We start from the raw sequence: 17790 nt of genomic DNA, 5'->3' as shown, positions 1-17790 counted from the left end.
TTTGAAGTGAAAATATAGAATTTTTGTCATTACGATGTATCTACAATGTCAATTCAAGCTTGGAGTTGAAGTGCATTTCTTGTTTTGAGACTGGATCATTGAAAAAGATTTCCTTTGCAAGTAGCTGTAAAGGGCTAGAGAAATCATCACTCGATTTGTGCGCGATATCAGGATAAAACTCATCATTTAGAATGGGAATACCTAAATAGTTCAGGTGGACTCGTAATTGATGTTGCTTACCTGTTTGAGGCTTAAGTAAGTATTTTGCGTGGGATTTATTGTGCTCTAACAGCTCAATCAAAGTTTCAGTATTACTTGGTTTTTCTAAATTGACTTGCATGGTGTAAAAAGGCAAGCCTTTTTCTAAATGTAGCTTTACCGTTTGTGGGAAATGTAATTCAGGGCAATAAGCTGCAATTGCATGGTAGATTTTTTGCACTTTTCTTTCAGCAAAAAGCTGCTGATAAATTCCTCTTGCACTTGCTTTTTTACAGAATAAAACCACACCTGCTGTTTCACGATCAAGTCGATGTATTGGTGTTAGTTCAGCATATCCCGTTTGTTTTTTTAGTCTTACCAATAATGTTTCTTGAACGTATTGACCTGTTGGAGACATCGTCAGGAAATGTGGTTTATCGACAACGAGTAAATCTTCATTTTCAAATAAGATTTCATGTTGAAATGGCACATGTACTTCGTGAGCAAGAAAGCGGTAGTAAAAAATATGTGTATTGGGGGTATAGGGGCTATCTGATTTTAATTTTTTACCATCGGCTGAATATATTAATCCATCATCAAAGCGTTGTTGCCATTCTTCAATTTTAATGTGCTCAAAATGTTGGCATAGATATTCGAAAATTGTGCTTATGGTGATACCGTGCGGTAAAAAGACTTTACTCGCACTGACACCGTCAATTAAAGGAGGAGTAAATTCAAACATGGACTTCATACAACAAAATTAACCTAATCTAAGCGGAGTAAAATAAGCCAGTTTCAATCTAGTTGATTAGGCTTTAATTCATGGCAATGTTATCATAGCCGTCATTCCAATTTTGTTTTGATTGCCATGTTGTATTCAGTGAAATTTACTTTAAATCATGAACAAGACACTCAACGTTTTGCACAGATACTTTCTCAGCTGGTGCATTCAGGCATTATTTATTTAATTGGTGATTTGGGAGCAGGTAAAACTACATTCACCCGTTATTTCTTACAAAGTCTTGGACACCAAGGCTCGGTAAAGAGTCCAACCTATACTTTGGTAGAGCCTTATACCATACAAGGCAAAGAAATTTTTCACTTTGATTTATATCGCTTAGATGATCCTTATGAACTAGAGTTAATGGGGATTCGTGACTATTTGGAAACACCAGATGCGTTATTTTTATTTGAATGGCCATCAAAAGGTGGCAATGAAATTCCTAAGCCGGATGTTGTGATTGATATCCAAAAATCAGATGATGAATTAACTCGTTTTGTGACATTAAATGTAAATTCACAGCAGCTAGCCGAAACTTTGCAGGAACAATTGCATGGTGCATGATTCAATACGTCGTATTCATACTCTTGATGCCGCACTAGCGAACCAAATTGCCGCAGGTGAGGTAATTGAACGTCCTTCATCTGTAGTAAAAGAATTATTAGAAAACTCAATTGATGCTGGTGCAACAGAGCTGATTATTCGTGTTTCGCAAGGTGGTGCCACATTGATTGAGATTATCGACAATGGGAATGGTATTCATCCTGAAGATTTACCTTTGGCGGTAATGCGTCATGCAACGAGTAAAATTCAAACCGCAGATGATTTGCATGCAATTGTCAGTTTGGGATTCCGTGGGGAAGCTCTCGCTTCTATTGCTGCCGTTTCTCGTCTGACTTTAACCAGTAGCCAAGATGAGCAAGGTGTTGGTTATCAAGTCGAGGTGAATGGAACCGCATTTGATCATCAACAAATTCAAGCTGTGGCCGCACAAAAAGGCACTCACATCCGTGTACAGGATTTATTTTTTAATGTACCCGCTCGACGTAAATTCTTAAAAAAGCCGAGTACTGAGTTTGGTCATATAGAAGAAATTGTACGCCGTTTGGCTTTGACTCATTTTGAGATTCGTTTCGTACTTGAGCATAACGACAACATTCGGTTAAATCTGCCAGTTGCTGATAGTGGTGAGTTACGTTATCAACGTGTTCAGCAGTTATTAGGCCAGCAGTTTATTCAAAATGCGTATTGGATTGATGCTGAAAGTGTCAATATGCGGTTGTCTGGATGGTTGGGTCATCCATCTGATGCACGTGCTCAAGCAGATTTGCAATATGTGTATGTCAATGGTCGTATTGTCAAAGATAAAACCATTTCACATGCATTGCGTATGGCCTATGAGGGTATCTTGCATGGACATCAACATTCTTCTTATTTGTTGTTTTTAGAAGTTGATCCTGAAAATATTGATGTGAATGTACATCCAACGAAGCACGAGATTCGTTTTTTGAATCAACGTGAAGTACATGAGTTCGTACGTCATTACGCCAAAGCGACGTTATCACAATTTCAAACGGCTAGTGCTGATTTAGCTCAAGCGATGAAAGTTGATGAAACTGATCATCAAGCGACACAATACCAACCGCAGCCGAAATACCAAGAACAATTTAATTTACACAAAGCTGTTCTAACCGAGCCGTTATCAGATCAACAAACAGATATATCAACTGAGCTGTTCACTGAATTTAATCAAAGTCGCCCTCAAGCGGTTCATTACAATTCAGGTCAATCACAGCAGCCTCGATATAATGGTTCAGGTCAACTCAATAACGCACTTAAAACTTATTTAGCGCCTTTAAGAGAGTCGGACGTTCCGATAACAGCTTTTGATAGTGGCAATGATACAGTTGATCGTGATGTAGCACAGTCACGAGTAGATGAGTTTCCGCTCGGTATTGCAATTGCACAATTACATGGCATTTATATCTTGGCGCAAAATACAGAAGGTTTGATTATTGTTGATATGCATGCCGCGCATGAAAGGATCTTATTGCAACAAATGAAAGCCGCATGGGATAAACCCGAATTTTGGGTGTCTCAGCAATTGCTGATTCCTAAAGTGGTATCAATTACTCGTATGCAAGCAACACGCATAGAAGAGTTACAGCCACAGTTACAACGTTTGGGGCTTGAAATAGATCAGTATGGCGATGAGCAAGTGATTGTACGAGGTGTTCCTGCGATTTTGCATAAAGCTGATTTTTCAAATTTGATTCCAGAATTGCTTAATGATTTGGATCCAAATGATGAAGCACGTGGCTTATTACAAAAACGGGATGAGCTCTTGGCAGGTATGGCATGTCATGGGGCGGTACGTGCTCATCGTCAATTAAGTTTGTCTGAAATGAATGCTCTATTACGTCAAATGGAGCAAACTGAATTTGCAAGTCAATGTAATCATGGCCGTCCGACTTGGCGCGCATTTCCACTTCACCAATTAGATAAATTATTTGCTCGAGGAGAGTAGTTTTACATGTCGAATCAATTGCCCGTCATCAATTTAATGGGGCCTACCGCAAGTGGTAAAACTGCATTGGCATGTGAACTCTATGAGCGTGGTCATTATGAACTTATTTCTGTTGACTCAGCTTTAGTTTATAAAGATATGGATATTGGTACTGCAAAGCCGACTCAAGAAGAACAAGCGCAATATCCTCATCATCTGATTGATATTATTACACCATTGGAGGTGTATTCAGCTGCTCAATTTGTTGAAGATGTTTGCCCCCTCATTGACGATATGCATGTCCGTGGTAAAACACCGATTTTAGTCGGTGGAACGATGCTGTATTTTAAAGCTTTGCTTGAGGGACTTGCTGATAATTTACCGAATGCGGATCAAGTGATCCGTGATGCAATTGTGGCAAAAGCAGAAACAGAAGGTTGGCAATCTGTTTATGACGAATTGGTTGAAGTGGATCCAGTTGCTGGTGAGAAATTTAAAGTTTCAGATAAACAGCGGATTATTCGTGCGCTTGAGGTTTATCGAATCACAGGTGAGCCAATAACAAAACTACAAGCTGAACAGCCTAAAAATCAACCGTATCGTTACACATTTCATAACTACGCACTGATGCCTGATCGGGTAGAATTACATCAACGCATTGAGCAAAGATTGAGCAAAATGTGGAGCATTGGTTTTTTAAATGAAGTTGAGGAATTGATTAAAAAATACGATTTAAATGATAGTTTACCCTCCATGCGTTCTGTGGGTTATCGCCAAGCTTTAGATTTTTTATTAAAAAGTGACTTAAGTCTCAAAAATAAAGTAGAAATGGAGAACAAAGCGTTATTTGCGACACGGCAACTTGCCAAACGTCAATACACTTGGTTACGTTCTTTGCAAGAAATACACGATTTTAAAACTTACGTGACGATAAAGCAGGCGAAAGAAGACTTGCGAAACTTCTTGGGATAAAGCAAAATTCGCAGGCTGTCTTTTTATAATTTTTAGTTGAAAAATAAAGATAGTTTTTTTGCGCTGATTTAAAAATTTTTGGAGTTAAAAATGTCTAAAGGTCAAACTTTACAAGATCCGTTCTTAAATTCTCTCCGTAAAGAACGTATTCCAGTTTCTATTTTCCTTGTGAACGGTATCAAGCTACAAGGTCATATTGAGTCTTTTGACCAATATGTTGTATTGCTTAAAAACACTGTAAGCCAAATGGTTTACAAACATGCTATTTCTACTGTCGTTCCTGCACGTAATCCACGTCCAGCTGGTGCTCAAGGTGCTGGTGGATTCCCAGCACAAGGCGCTACAGGTGGCTTCGGTGGTCAAGGTGCTGCTGGTGGCTTCGGTGGTCAAGGCGGCGGCTTCGGTGGTCAAGGTGGCTTCGGTGGTCAAGGCGGCGGCTTCGGTGGTCAAGGTGGCTTCGGTGGTCAAGGTGGCTTCGGTGGTCAAGGTGGCTTCGGTGGTCAACAAGGCGGTTTTGGTGGTCAAGGCGGTTTTGGCAGTCAAGGTGGTTTTGACAGCGAAACTAAATTTGAAGATGGTCAAGACGACGAAAACAATCGTTAATAGATTGATGATCTTTAAGATGCCAGTCTCTACGTAGACTGGCATTTTTTTGTTTATTGAAAAGCTAGAATAGATATTATGGAACTTATTGCTGCCGCAGCCTGTTGTAGTGTCATTGTTTCGATTTTATTGAAATATTTCAAAACTAAAGGATTTGATGTTTTTCAAATGATTGCATGGAACTATTTAAGTGCAAGCATTTTATGTTTCTATTGGTTTAAAACTGATATTACCCATGTATCACTCAGCCAGACACCTTGGTGGTTAATTTTTATTTTAGCTGTTCTATTGCCGAGTATCTTTTTGTGTTTGGCTAAATCATTGCAATATGCGGGAATTCTAAAAACAGAAATCGCACAACGGTTGGCTGTAATCCTATCTTTGTTAGCAGCTTATTTTATTTTTGGCGAACAATTTAGCCATTTGAAATTAATTGGTGTGGTTCTAGGTATCGTTGCAATTTTAGCAATCATATTTGGGCAAGCAACGGAACATTCTAATAAATCAATCAACTTAAAATCTGCTTTGTTCTTATTTAGTGTTTGGGCGGGTTATGCGATTATTGATGTATTACTTAAATATAGCAGTAGCCTAGGCTTACAGTTTGCAGTCACACTCAATTTAACTTTTATAGCTGCTTTTGTTTTATCAATTATCTATCTTGCAGTAACCCAACCACATTGGCAGCCTAAAAATATCTTTATGGGTCTGATTTTAGGTGGGCTTAACTTTGCCAACATTGCTTTGTATGTGAAAGCGCATATGGTATTTAAAGAAACACCTGCCATTGTCTTTGCTGGTATGAATATTCTAGTGGTTATTCTAGGTGTATTGAGTGGCGTGGTTTTATTCAAAGAACGTTTAAAAGGATATACATGGCTTGGATTGGTCTCTGGTATCGTGGCGGTTCTTTGTTTAGCCAGAGCAATGATGTAACTTCAGTATGAATTGTTCTTTAATGAGATGAAATATGGTTGAAAAAAGGCTGACCAAAGAGCAGCGTAGGCAGCAGTTGTTACAAGTCGCGCGTTTGATTATCCGTACAGAAGGCGTGGAAGCGCTTACACTCGGATATTTGGCGCAACAAGCGGGGATAACCAAACCAATCGCTTATCGGCATTTTATTGATAAAGAAGGTTTATTAATTGCGATTTATAAGGAGTTTAGTGACAAGCAGAAACATGATTTATCTGATGCATTAGCGCAACATGCAAAGAGTCTAGATCAGACCATTCATTTTTTTTGTAGCGCGTGTTTGAAATTTCATATTGCAACAGGTCCTGAAGTTGGTTTAGTGATTGCTGCTCTCTCTGGTACGGATATATTGCAAAACTATTTGGTGCAATGTCAGCAGGAGTTTATCGAAATTTTTAAGCAGGGTATTCTTCCTTTTGTTTTTCTTGAAGGTCAAGAAGGTGAAGCCATCATCATTGCGATAACAGGATTGATGGAAACAATTTGTGTTGCTGCAAGTAATGGCGTGATTGATGCAGAAATAGCCCAGCGTGTTATGAGAAAATCAACTTTACTAATATTAAATGATTATTTAAATACCAGACAAAAATGAGCAAGAGTATTGCTTACATAAGTTACTAGTGGTAACTTATAGGCTATAATAACGCTTGGAAAAATCTCATGCCAATTTCTAAACAATATAAAAATGCTTTGATTGTCATTACACATCCTGACTCTACATCTTTATCACATCAAATTGCGAACCATATTGCCAAACATTTAACCCATCAAGGAATGAGTGTTGAAGTTGCTGATTTACATAAAGAAGACTTTAAATCAGCGATTACCATTGCTGATCTTGGGACCTATCGTGGTCAGCAAGTCGTAGGTCCTGATATCGTGTCTGAACAGGCACGCTTTGATCGGGCAGATATCGTTTATTTTGTTTTTCCGATTTATTGGTGGTCAGTACCTGCGATGTTAAAAGGTTGGTTTGATCGTGTATTTACACTTGGTTGGGCATATAAAATAGATGATCAAGGCCGCTTAACAGGTGAATTGAAAAATATCCCAGTCAAACTGATAGCAACGGGAACAGGGGATAAGGCTGGCTACGATAAACATGGTTATACTCAAGCGATACAAACACAAATCGTAGAAGGTATATTTGGTTTTTGCGGGCTTCACGATGTGCAAACATCTATACTTTATGGAGCCGATTTTATACAAGCAGATGGTTTACAGGATTTTTTCAATCAATTAGATCAAGATATTTTAGATATAAAACAGCCCAGTTCGTGTTGATGGAATATGGCTATGATCTTCTAATATTTTGCTTAGATCACAGCCCTTGGTCTAAAATTTATAAACGCGTAAAGATAACCTCATCTGCCAAGCGTGATTTAGGAAGTTTTGCATTAAAGTCCGCTTCACTGCGATAACCTAGCGATACAATCACGGATGCTTTGAGTCCTTTTTCGGCCAACCCAAATTCTTGATTAATCGTATTACGGTCAAAGCCTTCCATTGGGGTCGCATCAATCCCCTCAAGCCCAGCTGCAAAAAGTAGCTGTCCTAATGCGAGATAGGTTTGATTTTCCATCCAAGCTGGAAGGTTTTTCAATTCATTGCGATAAAACTCAACATAGCCTTGGCGTGTGTCACGCTGACCTTGTTTTGCTGTTTCATCTTTAAAGCGACCACTCAACTCATCTTGTTGAAGGAGTTGTTCCAAATATTCAGTTGAAATATCAGTACGAGTGCAAAAGATGATGGTGTGAGAAGAGTTCAATACTTTTGCCGCGTTATAGATATAGTTACCTGTTAAACCTGCTGCAATTCTTTGTTTTGCAGCATCTGTTTCAGCGACAATAAAATGCCATGGTTGGATATTTACAGAAGAAGGACTAAAGCGTAATACTTCTAAAAGTTTTTCAAATTGTTGTTTTGGTATTTTCTTTTCAGCATCATAAGCTTTTGTTGCATATCGTGTTTTTGCTGTAACGAGTGTATCCATTCGCCATATCTACTCTATTAAAAATTTAATTTATTCTACTTGATATCTATTTTTCTGAAAGTAGCTAAATGTGAATTTTCATATAGATTAAAATCGTATGTCAGTGATTTGAAATAGCCAAGCTTATAACTTTTTATAAGAGTTTTTTTTAATCAAATGCCCTCACATTTTAATTTTGCAAGGTTGATATCACACATTGTAAAGGGTCAATATGACCATTTCTTAAAATCAATTTTATAATTTTTTTGTTCATTCAATTCAAGAATCCAAGCGGAATCAGTGCGCCAATCGCCCAATACAATTCTTTGTTTATTTTGTATTTGATGAATTTCAGGACGATGGGTATGACCATGAATTAAATAATCAACTTGTTCGATCGCAGATTGTACTGCTTGAGCATTCACATCCATGATGTCATAGCTTTTCAGTTGTTTGGTTTCACTACTTTTTTTACGGAAACCATTGGCCAGTTTTTGTCTAAAACTGAGTGGCGTTCTTTTTATTAAACCCAATAGCACAGGATTACGAATCACTTTGCGGAAACGTTGGTATGCAATATCGTCAGTACACAGGGCATCGCCATGTTCGAGACGAATTTTCATGTGGTTGATTTCGAGGTTATAGACATCAGGTAGCAAAATTCCGTCGAATTGATCTAAGAATTTTTGACCTAAAGCGAAATCACGATTGCCCACTTGGAAGTAAACTTGATTGCCAGCAGATGAAAATTTCTGTAATGCATTGATAATTTCATCTAACCATGGGGCGGTGTAATCATCACCAATCCAAGCATTAAACCAATCACCGAGGATATAGAGCTGGGTGTTTTTAGTTTGATATTCTTTGAGTAAAGCTAAAAACCCTCGAACAAGTCGAGGGTGATCAGGTGACAAATGTAAATCTGAAATAAACAGATAAGTCACAAAGAATCCTGTTGGATAAAATTATTCAGAGATAATTTTAGCAGATTCGATAACTACATTCTCTAAAGGAACATCAGCATGATAACCACGGTTACCAGTACGCACACCTTTAATCGCAGCTACAACGTCCATACCTTCAACCACTTTACCAAATACAGCATAACCCCAACCTTGTGCTGTTTTACCTGTGTGGTTTAAGAAAGAGTTGTTTTTTACATTGATGAAGAATTGAGCAGATGCAGAGTGCGGAGCTTGAGTACGCGCCATTGCAATTGTGCCTTCATCGTTGCTTAAGCCATTATCAGCTTCGTTTTCGATCGAGTCACGTGTTGCTTTTTCTTTGAAGTTTTCGTCCATGCCACCGCCTTGGATCATAAAACCATCAATCACACGGTGGAAAATTACGCCGTCATAGAAACCGTCACGTACATATTCTAAGAAATTTGCAACCGTTTTTGGTGCTTTTTCAGCGTTAAGCTCAAGAACAATACGACCTTTGTTGGTATTTAATTCGACTTGAGGAAAACTCATTACATTAATCTCCTAAACATGGGCAAATTGACCATGGGTTTTTGGTTGAGAGAAGCATAAGCAAACTGTAAACTACAAGGCAAGTAAAAAACGTTAAAATCTTTCAGAAAAAGTAAAGATTGCGTTTTTATTCCCTATTTTTAACTGTAAGAAGTGATTTACACCCTATGAAGCCAAATGATGTTGTTTCAGAACTGCCAAAGAACCCGACACCGAATACGCATGCCTCTGTCGATAACGCGCAGCAAGAACAACAGGCAGGCTTAGATTTTGTACGTCAGGTAATCACCGATGACCTAAAAGAAGGACGTACTCAAAAAGTTGTGACGCGTTTTCCCCCTGAGCCAAATGGTTATTTGCATATTGGTCATGTGAAAGCAATTTGTCTTAACTTTGGTGTCGCTGAAGAATTTGACGGTTTATGTAATCTACGTTTTGATGATACAAATCCCGATGCCGAAGAACAAGAATACGTTGATGGTATTGCCAATGATGTGAAATGGTTAGGTTTTAACTGGAATGGTGAACCTCGCTATGCTTCAGGATATTTTGATCAACTTTATGCATGGGCTGTTCAGTTGATTGAACAAGGTGATGCTTATGTAGATTTGCAATCTCCTGAAGAAATTAAGCTGAATCGTGGTAATTTTGTTGAGCCTGGAAAAAATTCGCCGTATCGTGATGCAACCGTTGAGGAGAACTTAGCGCGTTTTGAACAAATGCGTAATGGTGAAATCCAAGAGGGCGGTGCTGTATTGCGTGCCAAAATCGATATGGCAAGTCCAAATGTCCATATGCGTGATCCAATTTTGTATCGTGTATTGCATTCCGAACATCACCAAACAGGTGATAAGTGGAAAATATACCCAATGTATGACTATGCTCATCCATTGTCTGATGCAATTGAAGGAATTACCCATTCACTCTGTACTTTGGAGTTCCAAGATCATCGCCCATTTTATGACTGGATTGTTGAGAAGGTTCACTCAAAAGCCGTTCCACGTCAGTATGAATCTTCGCGTTTAAATATTGATTATACGATTACCTCTAAACGTAAATTACGTAAATTGGTCGAAGGCGGTTATGTAAATGGCTGGGATGACCCTCGTATGCCTACTGTTGTGGGTATGCGTCGCCGTGGTTTTACAGCAGAAGGTTTACGTGATTTCTGTAAGCGTGTTGGTGTTTCTAAAACTGATGGGATTGTCGATGTGGCAATGCTTGAATTCTGCATACGTCAGTCTCTAGAAAATACTGCTGCGCGTGGTATGGCGGTACTTGATCCATTGAAAGTGACGTTAACCAATTTGCCTGAAGAATTAGATTTAACACATAAACGTCATCCGAATGTCGATATGGGTGAGCGTGTGATTCCTTTAACTCGTGAGCTTTATATTGATCGTAAAGATTTTGAAGAAGTTCCACCAAAAGGATTTAAACGTTTGATTCCTGAGGGTGAGGTTCGTTTACGCCATGCTTATGTGATCAAATGTGATGAAGTCATCAAAGATGCAAATGGTGAAGTCATTGAACTGAAATGTTCAATTGATCCTGATACATTGGGTAAAAATCCTGAAGGTCGTAAAGTAAAAGGTGTGATCCATTGGGTATCTGCGACAAAAGGCGTTCCTGCTGAGGTTCGTATTTATGATCGTTTATTTACTGAAGCTGCGCCAGATGCAGACGATGACTTCTTGGCAAATCTAAATCCTGAATCATTGAAAGTGGTACAAGCGGTGATTGAACCAGCTTTGGCACAAGCGAAACCTGAAGATCGTTTCCAGTTTGAACGTGAGGGTTACTTTGTTGCAGATCAATATGATCATCAGGCTGAGAAGCCAGTCTTTAACCGTATTCTTGATTTAAAAGATAGTTTTAAAGTTGAGAAAAAATAAGCTTAAATTTATTTTGGAGCGAGACTTCGTTATCTAATAAAAAGCCCAATTTGTAATTGGGCTTTTTGCATTTTAGGGATTTAGATAAAAGTAGATCACAAGAAAAATAAGTAGCACTGTTGATGCGATTAAATACGTATTAATCGTATGAAAACTCTTGAGAAACTTCAGCATAACTCTCACCCACCTACGCAAATAAACAAAATGCAAAAACATATAATGTTTATATTCTATTGTTTATTATAAAATTTTTTCAAATTATCTTGTGGGTGCTTGATGTGTTTCATGTGTATGTTATGTAATCTAAGCTTAACAAATGTAATATTTTAAGGTTTTTTCCAACAGTATTAATTTTTATGATTGGTTTTATAGATTTTATTTAAAATTGAGCAAGTTCATCAAAGTTAACTTGCTCAAGCCGAGAATATTACATCACAGTGATCTGACTAAGAAATTTTTGAATGACGTGTTGTGCCTTATGTTCCAATTGCAAAGCGTAATTGAGATTTTCTGCTCTAAGTTTAGAAATAGATAAACCTGCTTGGCGAATTTCACAGGTATGGCCAATCAACCACTTTTCAAAACTTTCTTCTGTAATTTCTATATGAAACTGAAGTGCTAAAATATTATTTCCAACTGAAAAGGCTTGATTTGGATAGATAGCAGAACTGGCAAGCAGGGTGCTATTGTCAGGTAAATCAAAAGTATCGCCGTGCCAGTGTAAAACTTCAATCTTTTCAAGTGTAGCTAAGGGATTGTCTGCACTTGGTTTGATTTCTAACGGACTCCAACCAATTTCTTTTTGATGGCCTGCATAAACTTTTGCACCCAGCGCATGTGCAATCAGTTGTGCGCCTAAGCAGATACCGAGCGTTGGTTTGTTGGCTTTTAAGCGTTGTTTTAAACCTGCTATTTCATCAATAAGAAAAGGGTAGTCTTCAGTTTCATAAACCCCAATTGGTCCACCTAAAACAATGGTTAAACCTTCATAATTAAGTGCGGGTGTAAGATCATCAACACCCGCTTCAAAATAACGGACACGAAAACCGAGTCGGTAAAACAGATCTTCTAGTGAACCTAAATCTTCAAAAGCGAGATGTTGAATGGCATAAATAGTCTTAGGCAGTGTTTTATCAAAGCTCATGGATATTATTTCTTCGGATAGATAGGTTTTGGGGCTATTTTTCAAGGCAATCAGTCTGAGTTATCTTTCCAGTCAGACTGAAGTAAGTCATAGTGTAGCAAAACAAGAAATTGATTTGACCAAAAAACTACCTTTCAATAATAAATAGTGCGTTTGATTAAATGTTATTAAAAAAGAAGTCTAGTTGGACTCATTGTTTGAACTTCTGGTACTTGATGATCATCTTTTAAATCAACGCCTGATAAACCAAGTCGTTTTGATTCTTTCATTAAGTTCATCAGTCGTTGTGTGGCAACTGGAATACTCAAACCTGCTGGGCGAACATTCGAAATACAATTACGTTGTGAATCGAGGCATCCTGTATGAGCATGCCATGTGTAGTAAATCCCCATGCTATCAGGTGAACTAAGACCTGGACGTTCTCCAATTAGCATGACCAACATCGAAGCTTTAAAGATTTGAGCAACATCATCGCCCAAGGCAACTCGGCTACCTGTTGCTAGAATAATTGGCGCAAGTCGCCAATCTTGTTGCTGAATATATTTGTTTAGAGACAAAATAAAAGGGACCGCATTTGCTTCAATTGCACGTGCAGAAAGTCCATCACCTACAACGATGCATACATCATAAGGTTGTGCATCTTTGAATTGTGCCATGAGCTGTTGTTTGGAACGCTCACACAGTTGTCGACCGAGATCCGGTCGTTTTAGATAAATTTCTTTATTTTGAGCATTGCTACTTACATGAATGCTTTGAAGTGAGTTGTTTTGTAATTGTTCAGCTAAATAAGCTGTATCTAAGCTCTGATAGACTGCATCTTGTGCTTGAGCATGTGATAGCTGAAATTCCAGTAATGCTCGTGTCGGTATGCTACAACCTGCACGACCAAGTGCGATTCGCGCATCCGTAAATTGTTTAAGTTTTTCCCACTGATCTTGGTGTAAATGCGTAGGATAATGTACGTCACGATTAAGTTTCATCGATATTCTCCTAATGCATGAGTAAACGTGAAAATTTCTCTGGCATATGATCAGACCAGTGAATTTTTGCATGTTGTTGTTTAAAAATTCCTTGTTGTTCTAACCATGCAGCAAACTCAGGGGCAGGTTTTAAACCTAATAATTGCCTTAAATACAAAGCATCGTGAAATGAAGTAGTTTGATAATTCAGCATGACATCATCAGAGCCGGGGATCCCCATTATGAAATTAAGTCCTGCTGCTCCAAATAAAGTGAGTAATACATCCATATCATTTTGATCTGCATCAGCATGGTTGGTGTAGCAAATATCACAACCCATCGGTAAGCCGAGTAATTTTCCACAAAAATGATCTTCTAAGCCTGCTCGGATAATTTGTTTGCCGTTGTAGAGATATTCAGGACCAATAAAACCAACGACGGTATTTACAAGAAGGGGGTTATATTTTCGTGCAACGGCATAAGCACGTGTTTCGAGCGTTTGTTGATCAACACCATGATGAGCATTACTAGATAAAGCACTGCCTTGTCCTGTTTCAAAGTACATGACATTTTGTCCTAAAGTACCGCGATTTAGTGCTAACGTTGCTTCATAACCTTCTTGTAATAGTTCTAGTGAAATACCAAACCCTTCGTTGGCACGTTGTGTTCCTGCAATTGATTGAAACATCAAATCAATCGGCACATTTTTCTCAGCCAGTTGAATACCTGAGCTGATATGTGTGAGTACGCAGGATTGGGTTGGAATTTGATATTCTTGAATAACATGATCGATGAGTTTTAATAACTCTGCTAGATTATGCAAATTGTCTGTTGCAGGATTAATTCCAATTACTGCATCACCATTACCGTACATTAAACCATCTAGAATACTGGCTGAAATGCCCAGTACATCATCAGTGGGATGGTTGGGTTGTAAGCGGGTAGAGAGGTGTCCTTTGAGTCCAATGGTATTGCGGAACTGGGTGATGACTTCACATTTGCTGGCTACATAAATCAAATCTTGATTGCGCATGATTTTGCTTACAGCAGCCACCATTTCTGGTGTAAGTCCTGAAGAAAGATTGGATAATGTTTCAGCGGTCGCGTGTTCGCCAAGTAACCAATTTCTAAAGTCACCGACAGTGAAATGTGAAATTGGAGCAAAAGCATTCTGATTGTGTTCATCAATGATTAATCGTGTAATCTCGTCTATGTCGTAATCGACCACAGTTTCATTGAGAAATGTTTTGAGTGGTACATCAGCCAAAGCCATTTGTGCAGCAACGCGTTCAGTTGCATCCAGTGCGGCAATACCTGCTAACTCATCGCCCGAGCGTAAAGGTGTTGCTTTTGCCATGAGCGTCTTTAAATCAGCAAAGTGGTATTGCTGATTGGCAACCATAATTCGATAGCTCATTGTGATTCCTTATTCTATTAGGTTTGTTCTTCTGCTGCTTTGATATTGGCAAACTCTTCTTCTGGCGTACCTTTAATTAAATGATAACGGCTGTAGAATAAAAAGTAAGCAATAAAGCAGGCATAGATTGCCGCAGCGATAAACCAAATTTTAGGATTAACAACGAAACCCGCTACTACTGCACCAATTGCTAGGAGTAAGGCGATGCTTGAAGTAAAAATGCCACCAGGTGTTTTGTAGGGGCGCGGCATATGAGGTTTTGATAAACGTAATTTGATATGTGCCAAAAGAATCAGTACATAGGAGATGGTCGCACCAAACACCGCAATTAAAATGAGTGAGTCACCTTCACGGCTAAGTGAAAGAAAAAAACCAATAATGCCCGGAATAATAATAGCCAAATAAGGTGCTTTATTTTTATTCGTAAGTGATAGTGAGGTTGGCAAATACCCAGCTCGGGAGAGCGCAAAAATTTGACGCGAATAAGCATAGATAATCGAGAAAAAGCTTGCTATTAATCCCGCCAAGCCAACGAAGTTTACAAAAGTCGCAAGCCATGTTCCTGTTCCATATACTTTCGTTAGTGCATCAACTAAAGGTGCATCTGAGTTTTGTAATGTGCTTGCACCAGCAGCTCCAGCACCTAAGACTAAGATCAAGATTGCGAAGGTTGTTAAAATTAACATCGCGCCAATGAGTCCTCGAGGTAATGATTTTGCTGGATCTTTTGCTTCTTCTGCTGCGAGTGGAACCCCCTCAACAGCAAGAAAAAACCAAATTGCAAAAGGAACAGCTGCCCAAATACCTAAATAGCCGTGTGGGAGAAAAGCACTTGCACCTGTTGCCACGCCAGCTGGAATATCAAATAAATTTTGTGCTTTAAAGTGTGGTGCCATTGCAGCAACAAATACCACAAGGGCGATGACTGCTACTGAGGTAATGACAAACATGATTTTTAGCGCTTCACCTGCGCCTTTTAAGTGAATGCTCATAAAGATCAAATAACAGCTCAAATACACCATCCAACCATTCAGACCAAACAGTGACTCACAGTAACCACCAATAAAAACAGCAATCGCAGCTGGAGCAATCGAATATTCAATTAAAATAGCTGTACCTGTCAGATAACCACCGAATGGACCGAAAGCTGCTCGTGCAAAACTGTAACCTCCACCTGCAGTCGGCATCATGGTCGACATTTCCGACATAGATAGACATAAACATAGATACATGATTGCGACTAGAATTGTCGCAACAAATAGGCCACCCCAACCACCTTGGGCTATGCCAAAATTCCAGCCAGCGAAATCACCCGAAATAACATAGGCAACACCTAAACCAATGAGGAGAAGCCAACCAACTGTACCTTGTTTGAGTTGACGCTGAGAAAAATACTCAGTCGATGAAATATCTGCACTTGTTGATGTGGTTGATACAGTGTTTGCATGGTCCATACAATCTTACTCCTCAGAGTGAACATGTATCTAACAGTGCAAAAGTAATGCCTAAATTTAGAAATGCAGATTTTTTAAAATATTTTTATTCCAAATGGTAAAAACAGATGTTTTTGACTTTTTATAGCTGAGTTTATAATCGTTATGAATCGTGGAATTTGCTTAAAAATAGATACAACTAAATAAATTATATTTTATGTTGTTCTAAAATGGTGCGGAACAGCTGGAAAAAAGGAACTTCAAGACACATATGAAGTTCCTTGATGATTGATGGTATCAGTTGATCTTTTGATCCAACCATTGGAAGAGTTGTTGATAAACCTCTGTTCGGACTGTTGGTGCAGACAGTACCAAATCATGCAAACCATTTTGAATAGCGAGTGTTTGTACGTCGCCTTTCATTTTTTTTGCATTATGTGTCATATCTTTTATATCCAGAATGACATCACTTTGTTGCGCATCTACACCCCATTTTTTGGGGTATTTAGATTGGTGCGAGTGCATAATCAGAGTTGGAACGTTGAGGTGGATACCGTGGTGAATTTCTTTTTGTGCTTCATGAATCGCATGAACGAAGCATAATCGGACAAACGGAACAGATTTTGGTTTCCAGTTTAAATTAAAGTCCCATTCACCATAAAATGCTTTGTGGAGGCTCGGTGTATACCACTGATTTAGACCACTTGGGAACTTGGCATTGGGTAAGCGTTTTCCAACTTTACTGAGTAAAGGTATACCAACCTTTTTTTCAATAGTACTTTTATAAAAATCATAAAATGGACTGTTTGCCCAGACTGCTTTGATTAGACGATGATCAGGGTAGTGTGCTGCGTAGAGCGTTGTAATTAATCCGCCTGTCGAGTGACCTGCAAGTAGTACCTGATTGTGATTTTCTTGACCAATGATTTCGAGCGCTTTGCTGATTTCTGCATCATATTCACGCAGATCTAAAACGTAATACAGTTTTTGATGTGGAAGTTTTGAACGTCCGTATTTTCTTAGATCAAGCGCATAGAAGTCATAACCTTGTTGGTTAAACTGTTCAGCCATTTCAGTTTGAAAAAAATAATCGGCGAAACCATGAATATATAACACTGCTTTTTTTGTAGCTTGATTGGCTTTTTTGCGTACCAATGTTGCAACTACTTTTCCATCATAATCATCAGCAAAATTTAAAGTCAGTTGTTGGTAATCATCACCGAGTATATCTGGTTGATAAGTATGTAGATTTAAGCTATTCATTTTTATATTCAGCCCGAATTTATTTATAACCACCATAAATGAAAAGACCAATATGTCAATGAAAATATAAGATCCAAAGGGTTCATAGCCATCAGTTGACACTTAGATGACAGAAAGTGTTAGTCGATCAAAAATTTTAAAATACCCAAGCCAAGTTTTCTTGTTTGAGTTTTTATTTTTGGAAAAAAATCGTT

The 17790-nt window shown here is 38.5% G+C and carries 17 protein-coding genes; 8 read left to right on the top strand and 9 right to left on the bottom strand.

The genetic code is table 11. The features are described from left to right. Nucleotides 1-40: 40 nt before the first annotated feature. Nucleotides 41-949 (bottom strand): pseudouridine synthase, encoded by a 909-nt coding sequence (locus tag DS737_RS09955; RefSeq protein ID WP_113997431.1) that lies wholly within the window; start codon nt 947-949, stop codon nt 41-43. 117 nt (nt 950-1066) lie between these two features. Here DS737_RS09955 and tsaE point away from each other — a divergent pair, with 117 nt between their 5' ends. The 7 genes from tsaE (at nt 1067) to DS737_RS09920 (ending at nt 7319) form a co-directional block, all read left to right on the top strand. Beyond that, a complete protein-coding gene (gene tsaE / locus DS737_RS09950; RefSeq protein WP_100833542.1) occupies nt 1067-1543 on the top strand; it encodes a tRNA (adenosine(37)-N6)-threonylcarbamoyltransferase complex ATPase subunit type 1 TsaE in 477 nt (158 codons plus the stop codon). Further along, entirely contained in the window at nt 1533-3506 is a 1974-nt protein-coding gene (gene mutL / locus DS737_RS09945; RefSeq protein WP_113997430.1) for a DNA mismatch repair endonuclease MutL, read from the top strand. The genes tsaE and mutL overlap by 11 nt, the downstream gene beginning before the upstream one ends. Nucleotides 3507-3512: 6 nt before the next feature. After that, nucleotides 3513-4457: a tRNA (adenosine(37)-N6)-dimethylallyltransferase MiaA gene (gene miaA / locus DS737_RS09940; RefSeq protein WP_113997429.1), complete on the top strand. Its 945-nt coding sequence runs from the start codon at nt 3513-3515 to the stop codon at nt 4455-4457. Nucleotides 4458-4547: 90 nt separating this feature from the next. After that, nucleotides 4548-5060: an RNA chaperone Hfq gene (gene hfq / locus DS737_RS09935; RefSeq protein WP_005090961.1), complete on the top strand. Its 513-nt coding sequence runs from the start codon at nt 4548-4550 to the stop codon at nt 5058-5060. 78 nt (nt 5061-5138) lie between these two features. Then, nucleotides 5139-5996, top strand: a complete 858-nt coding sequence (locus DS737_RS09930; RefSeq protein ID WP_005082115.1) for a DMT family transporter — start codon at nt 5139-5141, stop codon at nt 5994-5996. 34 nt (nt 5997-6030) lie between these two features. After that, nucleotides 6031-6627 (top strand): TetR/AcrR family transcriptional regulator, encoded by a 597-nt coding sequence (locus tag DS737_RS09925; RefSeq protein WP_113997428.1) that lies wholly within the window; start codon nt 6031-6033, stop codon nt 6625-6627. Between the two features lie 68 nt (nt 6628-6695). Continuing rightward, nucleotides 6696-7319 (top strand): NAD(P)H-dependent oxidoreductase, encoded by a 624-nt coding sequence (locus DS737_RS09920; RefSeq protein WP_113997427.1) that lies wholly within the window; start codon nt 6696-6698, stop codon nt 7317-7319. Between the two features lie 58 nt (nt 7320-7377). On the opposite strand, the gene nfsB is transcribed toward DS737_RS09920, so the two are convergent. The 3 genes from nfsB to DS737_RS09905 form a co-directional block, all read right to left on the bottom strand. Beyond that, nucleotides 7378-8031, bottom strand: a complete 654-nt coding sequence (gene nfsB, locus DS737_RS09915) for an oxygen-insensitive NAD(P)H nitroreductase (RefSeq protein ID WP_005082121.1) — start codon at nt 8029-8031, stop codon at nt 7378-7380. 206 nt (nt 8032-8237) lie between these two features. After that, nucleotides 8238-8954, bottom strand: coding sequence for a UDP-2,3-diacylglucosamine diphosphatase (locus DS737_RS09910; RefSeq protein WP_005082123.1), 717 nt, complete (start codon nt 8952-8954; stop codon nt 8238-8240). A gap of 21 nt (nt 8955-8975) precedes the next feature. Further along, entirely contained in the window at nt 8976-9485 is a 510-nt protein-coding gene (locus tag DS737_RS09905) for a peptidylprolyl isomerase (RefSeq protein ID WP_004638567.1), read from the bottom strand. A 167-nt stretch (nt 9486-9652) separates the two neighbouring features. Here DS737_RS09905 and DS737_RS09900 point away from each other — a divergent pair, with 167 nt between their 5' ends. Next, nucleotides 9653-11380, top strand: a complete 1728-nt coding sequence (locus DS737_RS09900) for a glutamine--tRNA ligase/YqeY domain fusion protein (protein WP_005082125.1) — start codon at nt 9653-9655, stop codon at nt 11378-11380. 427 nt (nt 11381-11807) lie between these two features. Here DS737_RS09900 and DS737_RS09895 read toward each other — a convergent pair whose 3' ends face one another. The 5 genes from DS737_RS09895 to DS737_RS09875 form a co-directional block, all read right to left on the bottom strand. After that, nucleotides 11808-12524, bottom strand: a complete 717-nt coding sequence (locus DS737_RS09895; protein ID WP_004638569.1) for a glutamine amidotransferase — start codon at nt 12522-12524, stop codon at nt 11808-11810. Nucleotides 12525-12691: 167 nt separating this feature from the next. After that, the gene (gene eutC / locus DS737_RS09890) at nt 12692-13504 is read right to left on the bottom strand and encodes an ethanolamine ammonia-lyase subunit EutC (RefSeq protein ID WP_113997426.1); all 813 of its coding nucleotides are present in this window, start codon (nt 13502-13504) and stop codon (nt 12692-12694) included. A 10-nt stretch (nt 13505-13514) separates the two neighbouring features. Continuing rightward, nucleotides 13515-14900 (bottom strand): ethanolamine ammonia-lyase subunit EutB, encoded by a 1386-nt coding sequence (locus DS737_RS09885; RefSeq protein WP_113997425.1) that lies wholly within the window; start codon nt 14898-14900, stop codon nt 13515-13517. A 17-nt stretch (nt 14901-14917) separates the two neighbouring features. After that, the gene (gene eat / locus DS737_RS09880) at nt 14918-16354 is read right to left on the bottom strand and encodes an ethanolamine permease (protein ID WP_113997424.1); all 1437 of its coding nucleotides are present in this window, start codon (nt 16352-16354) and stop codon (nt 14918-14920) included. Between the two features lie 276 nt (nt 16355-16630). After that, nucleotides 16631-17596 carry an alpha/beta hydrolase gene (locus DS737_RS09875; RefSeq protein WP_005090955.1) on the bottom strand — a complete coding sequence of 322 codons (966 nt, stop codon included), beginning with the start codon at nt 17594-17596 and terminating at the stop codon, nt 16631-16633. Nucleotides 17597-17790: the final 194 nt, after the last annotated feature.

It is taken from the genome of Acinetobacter haemolyticus, assembly GCF_003323815.1.
GTDB lineage: Bacteria > Pseudomonadota > Gammaproteobacteria > Pseudomonadales > Moraxellaceae > Acinetobacter > Acinetobacter haemolyticus.
The sequence above is the reverse complement of the archived record's forward strand: the minus strand, read 5'-3'. Positions and strand labels throughout refer to the sequence as shown.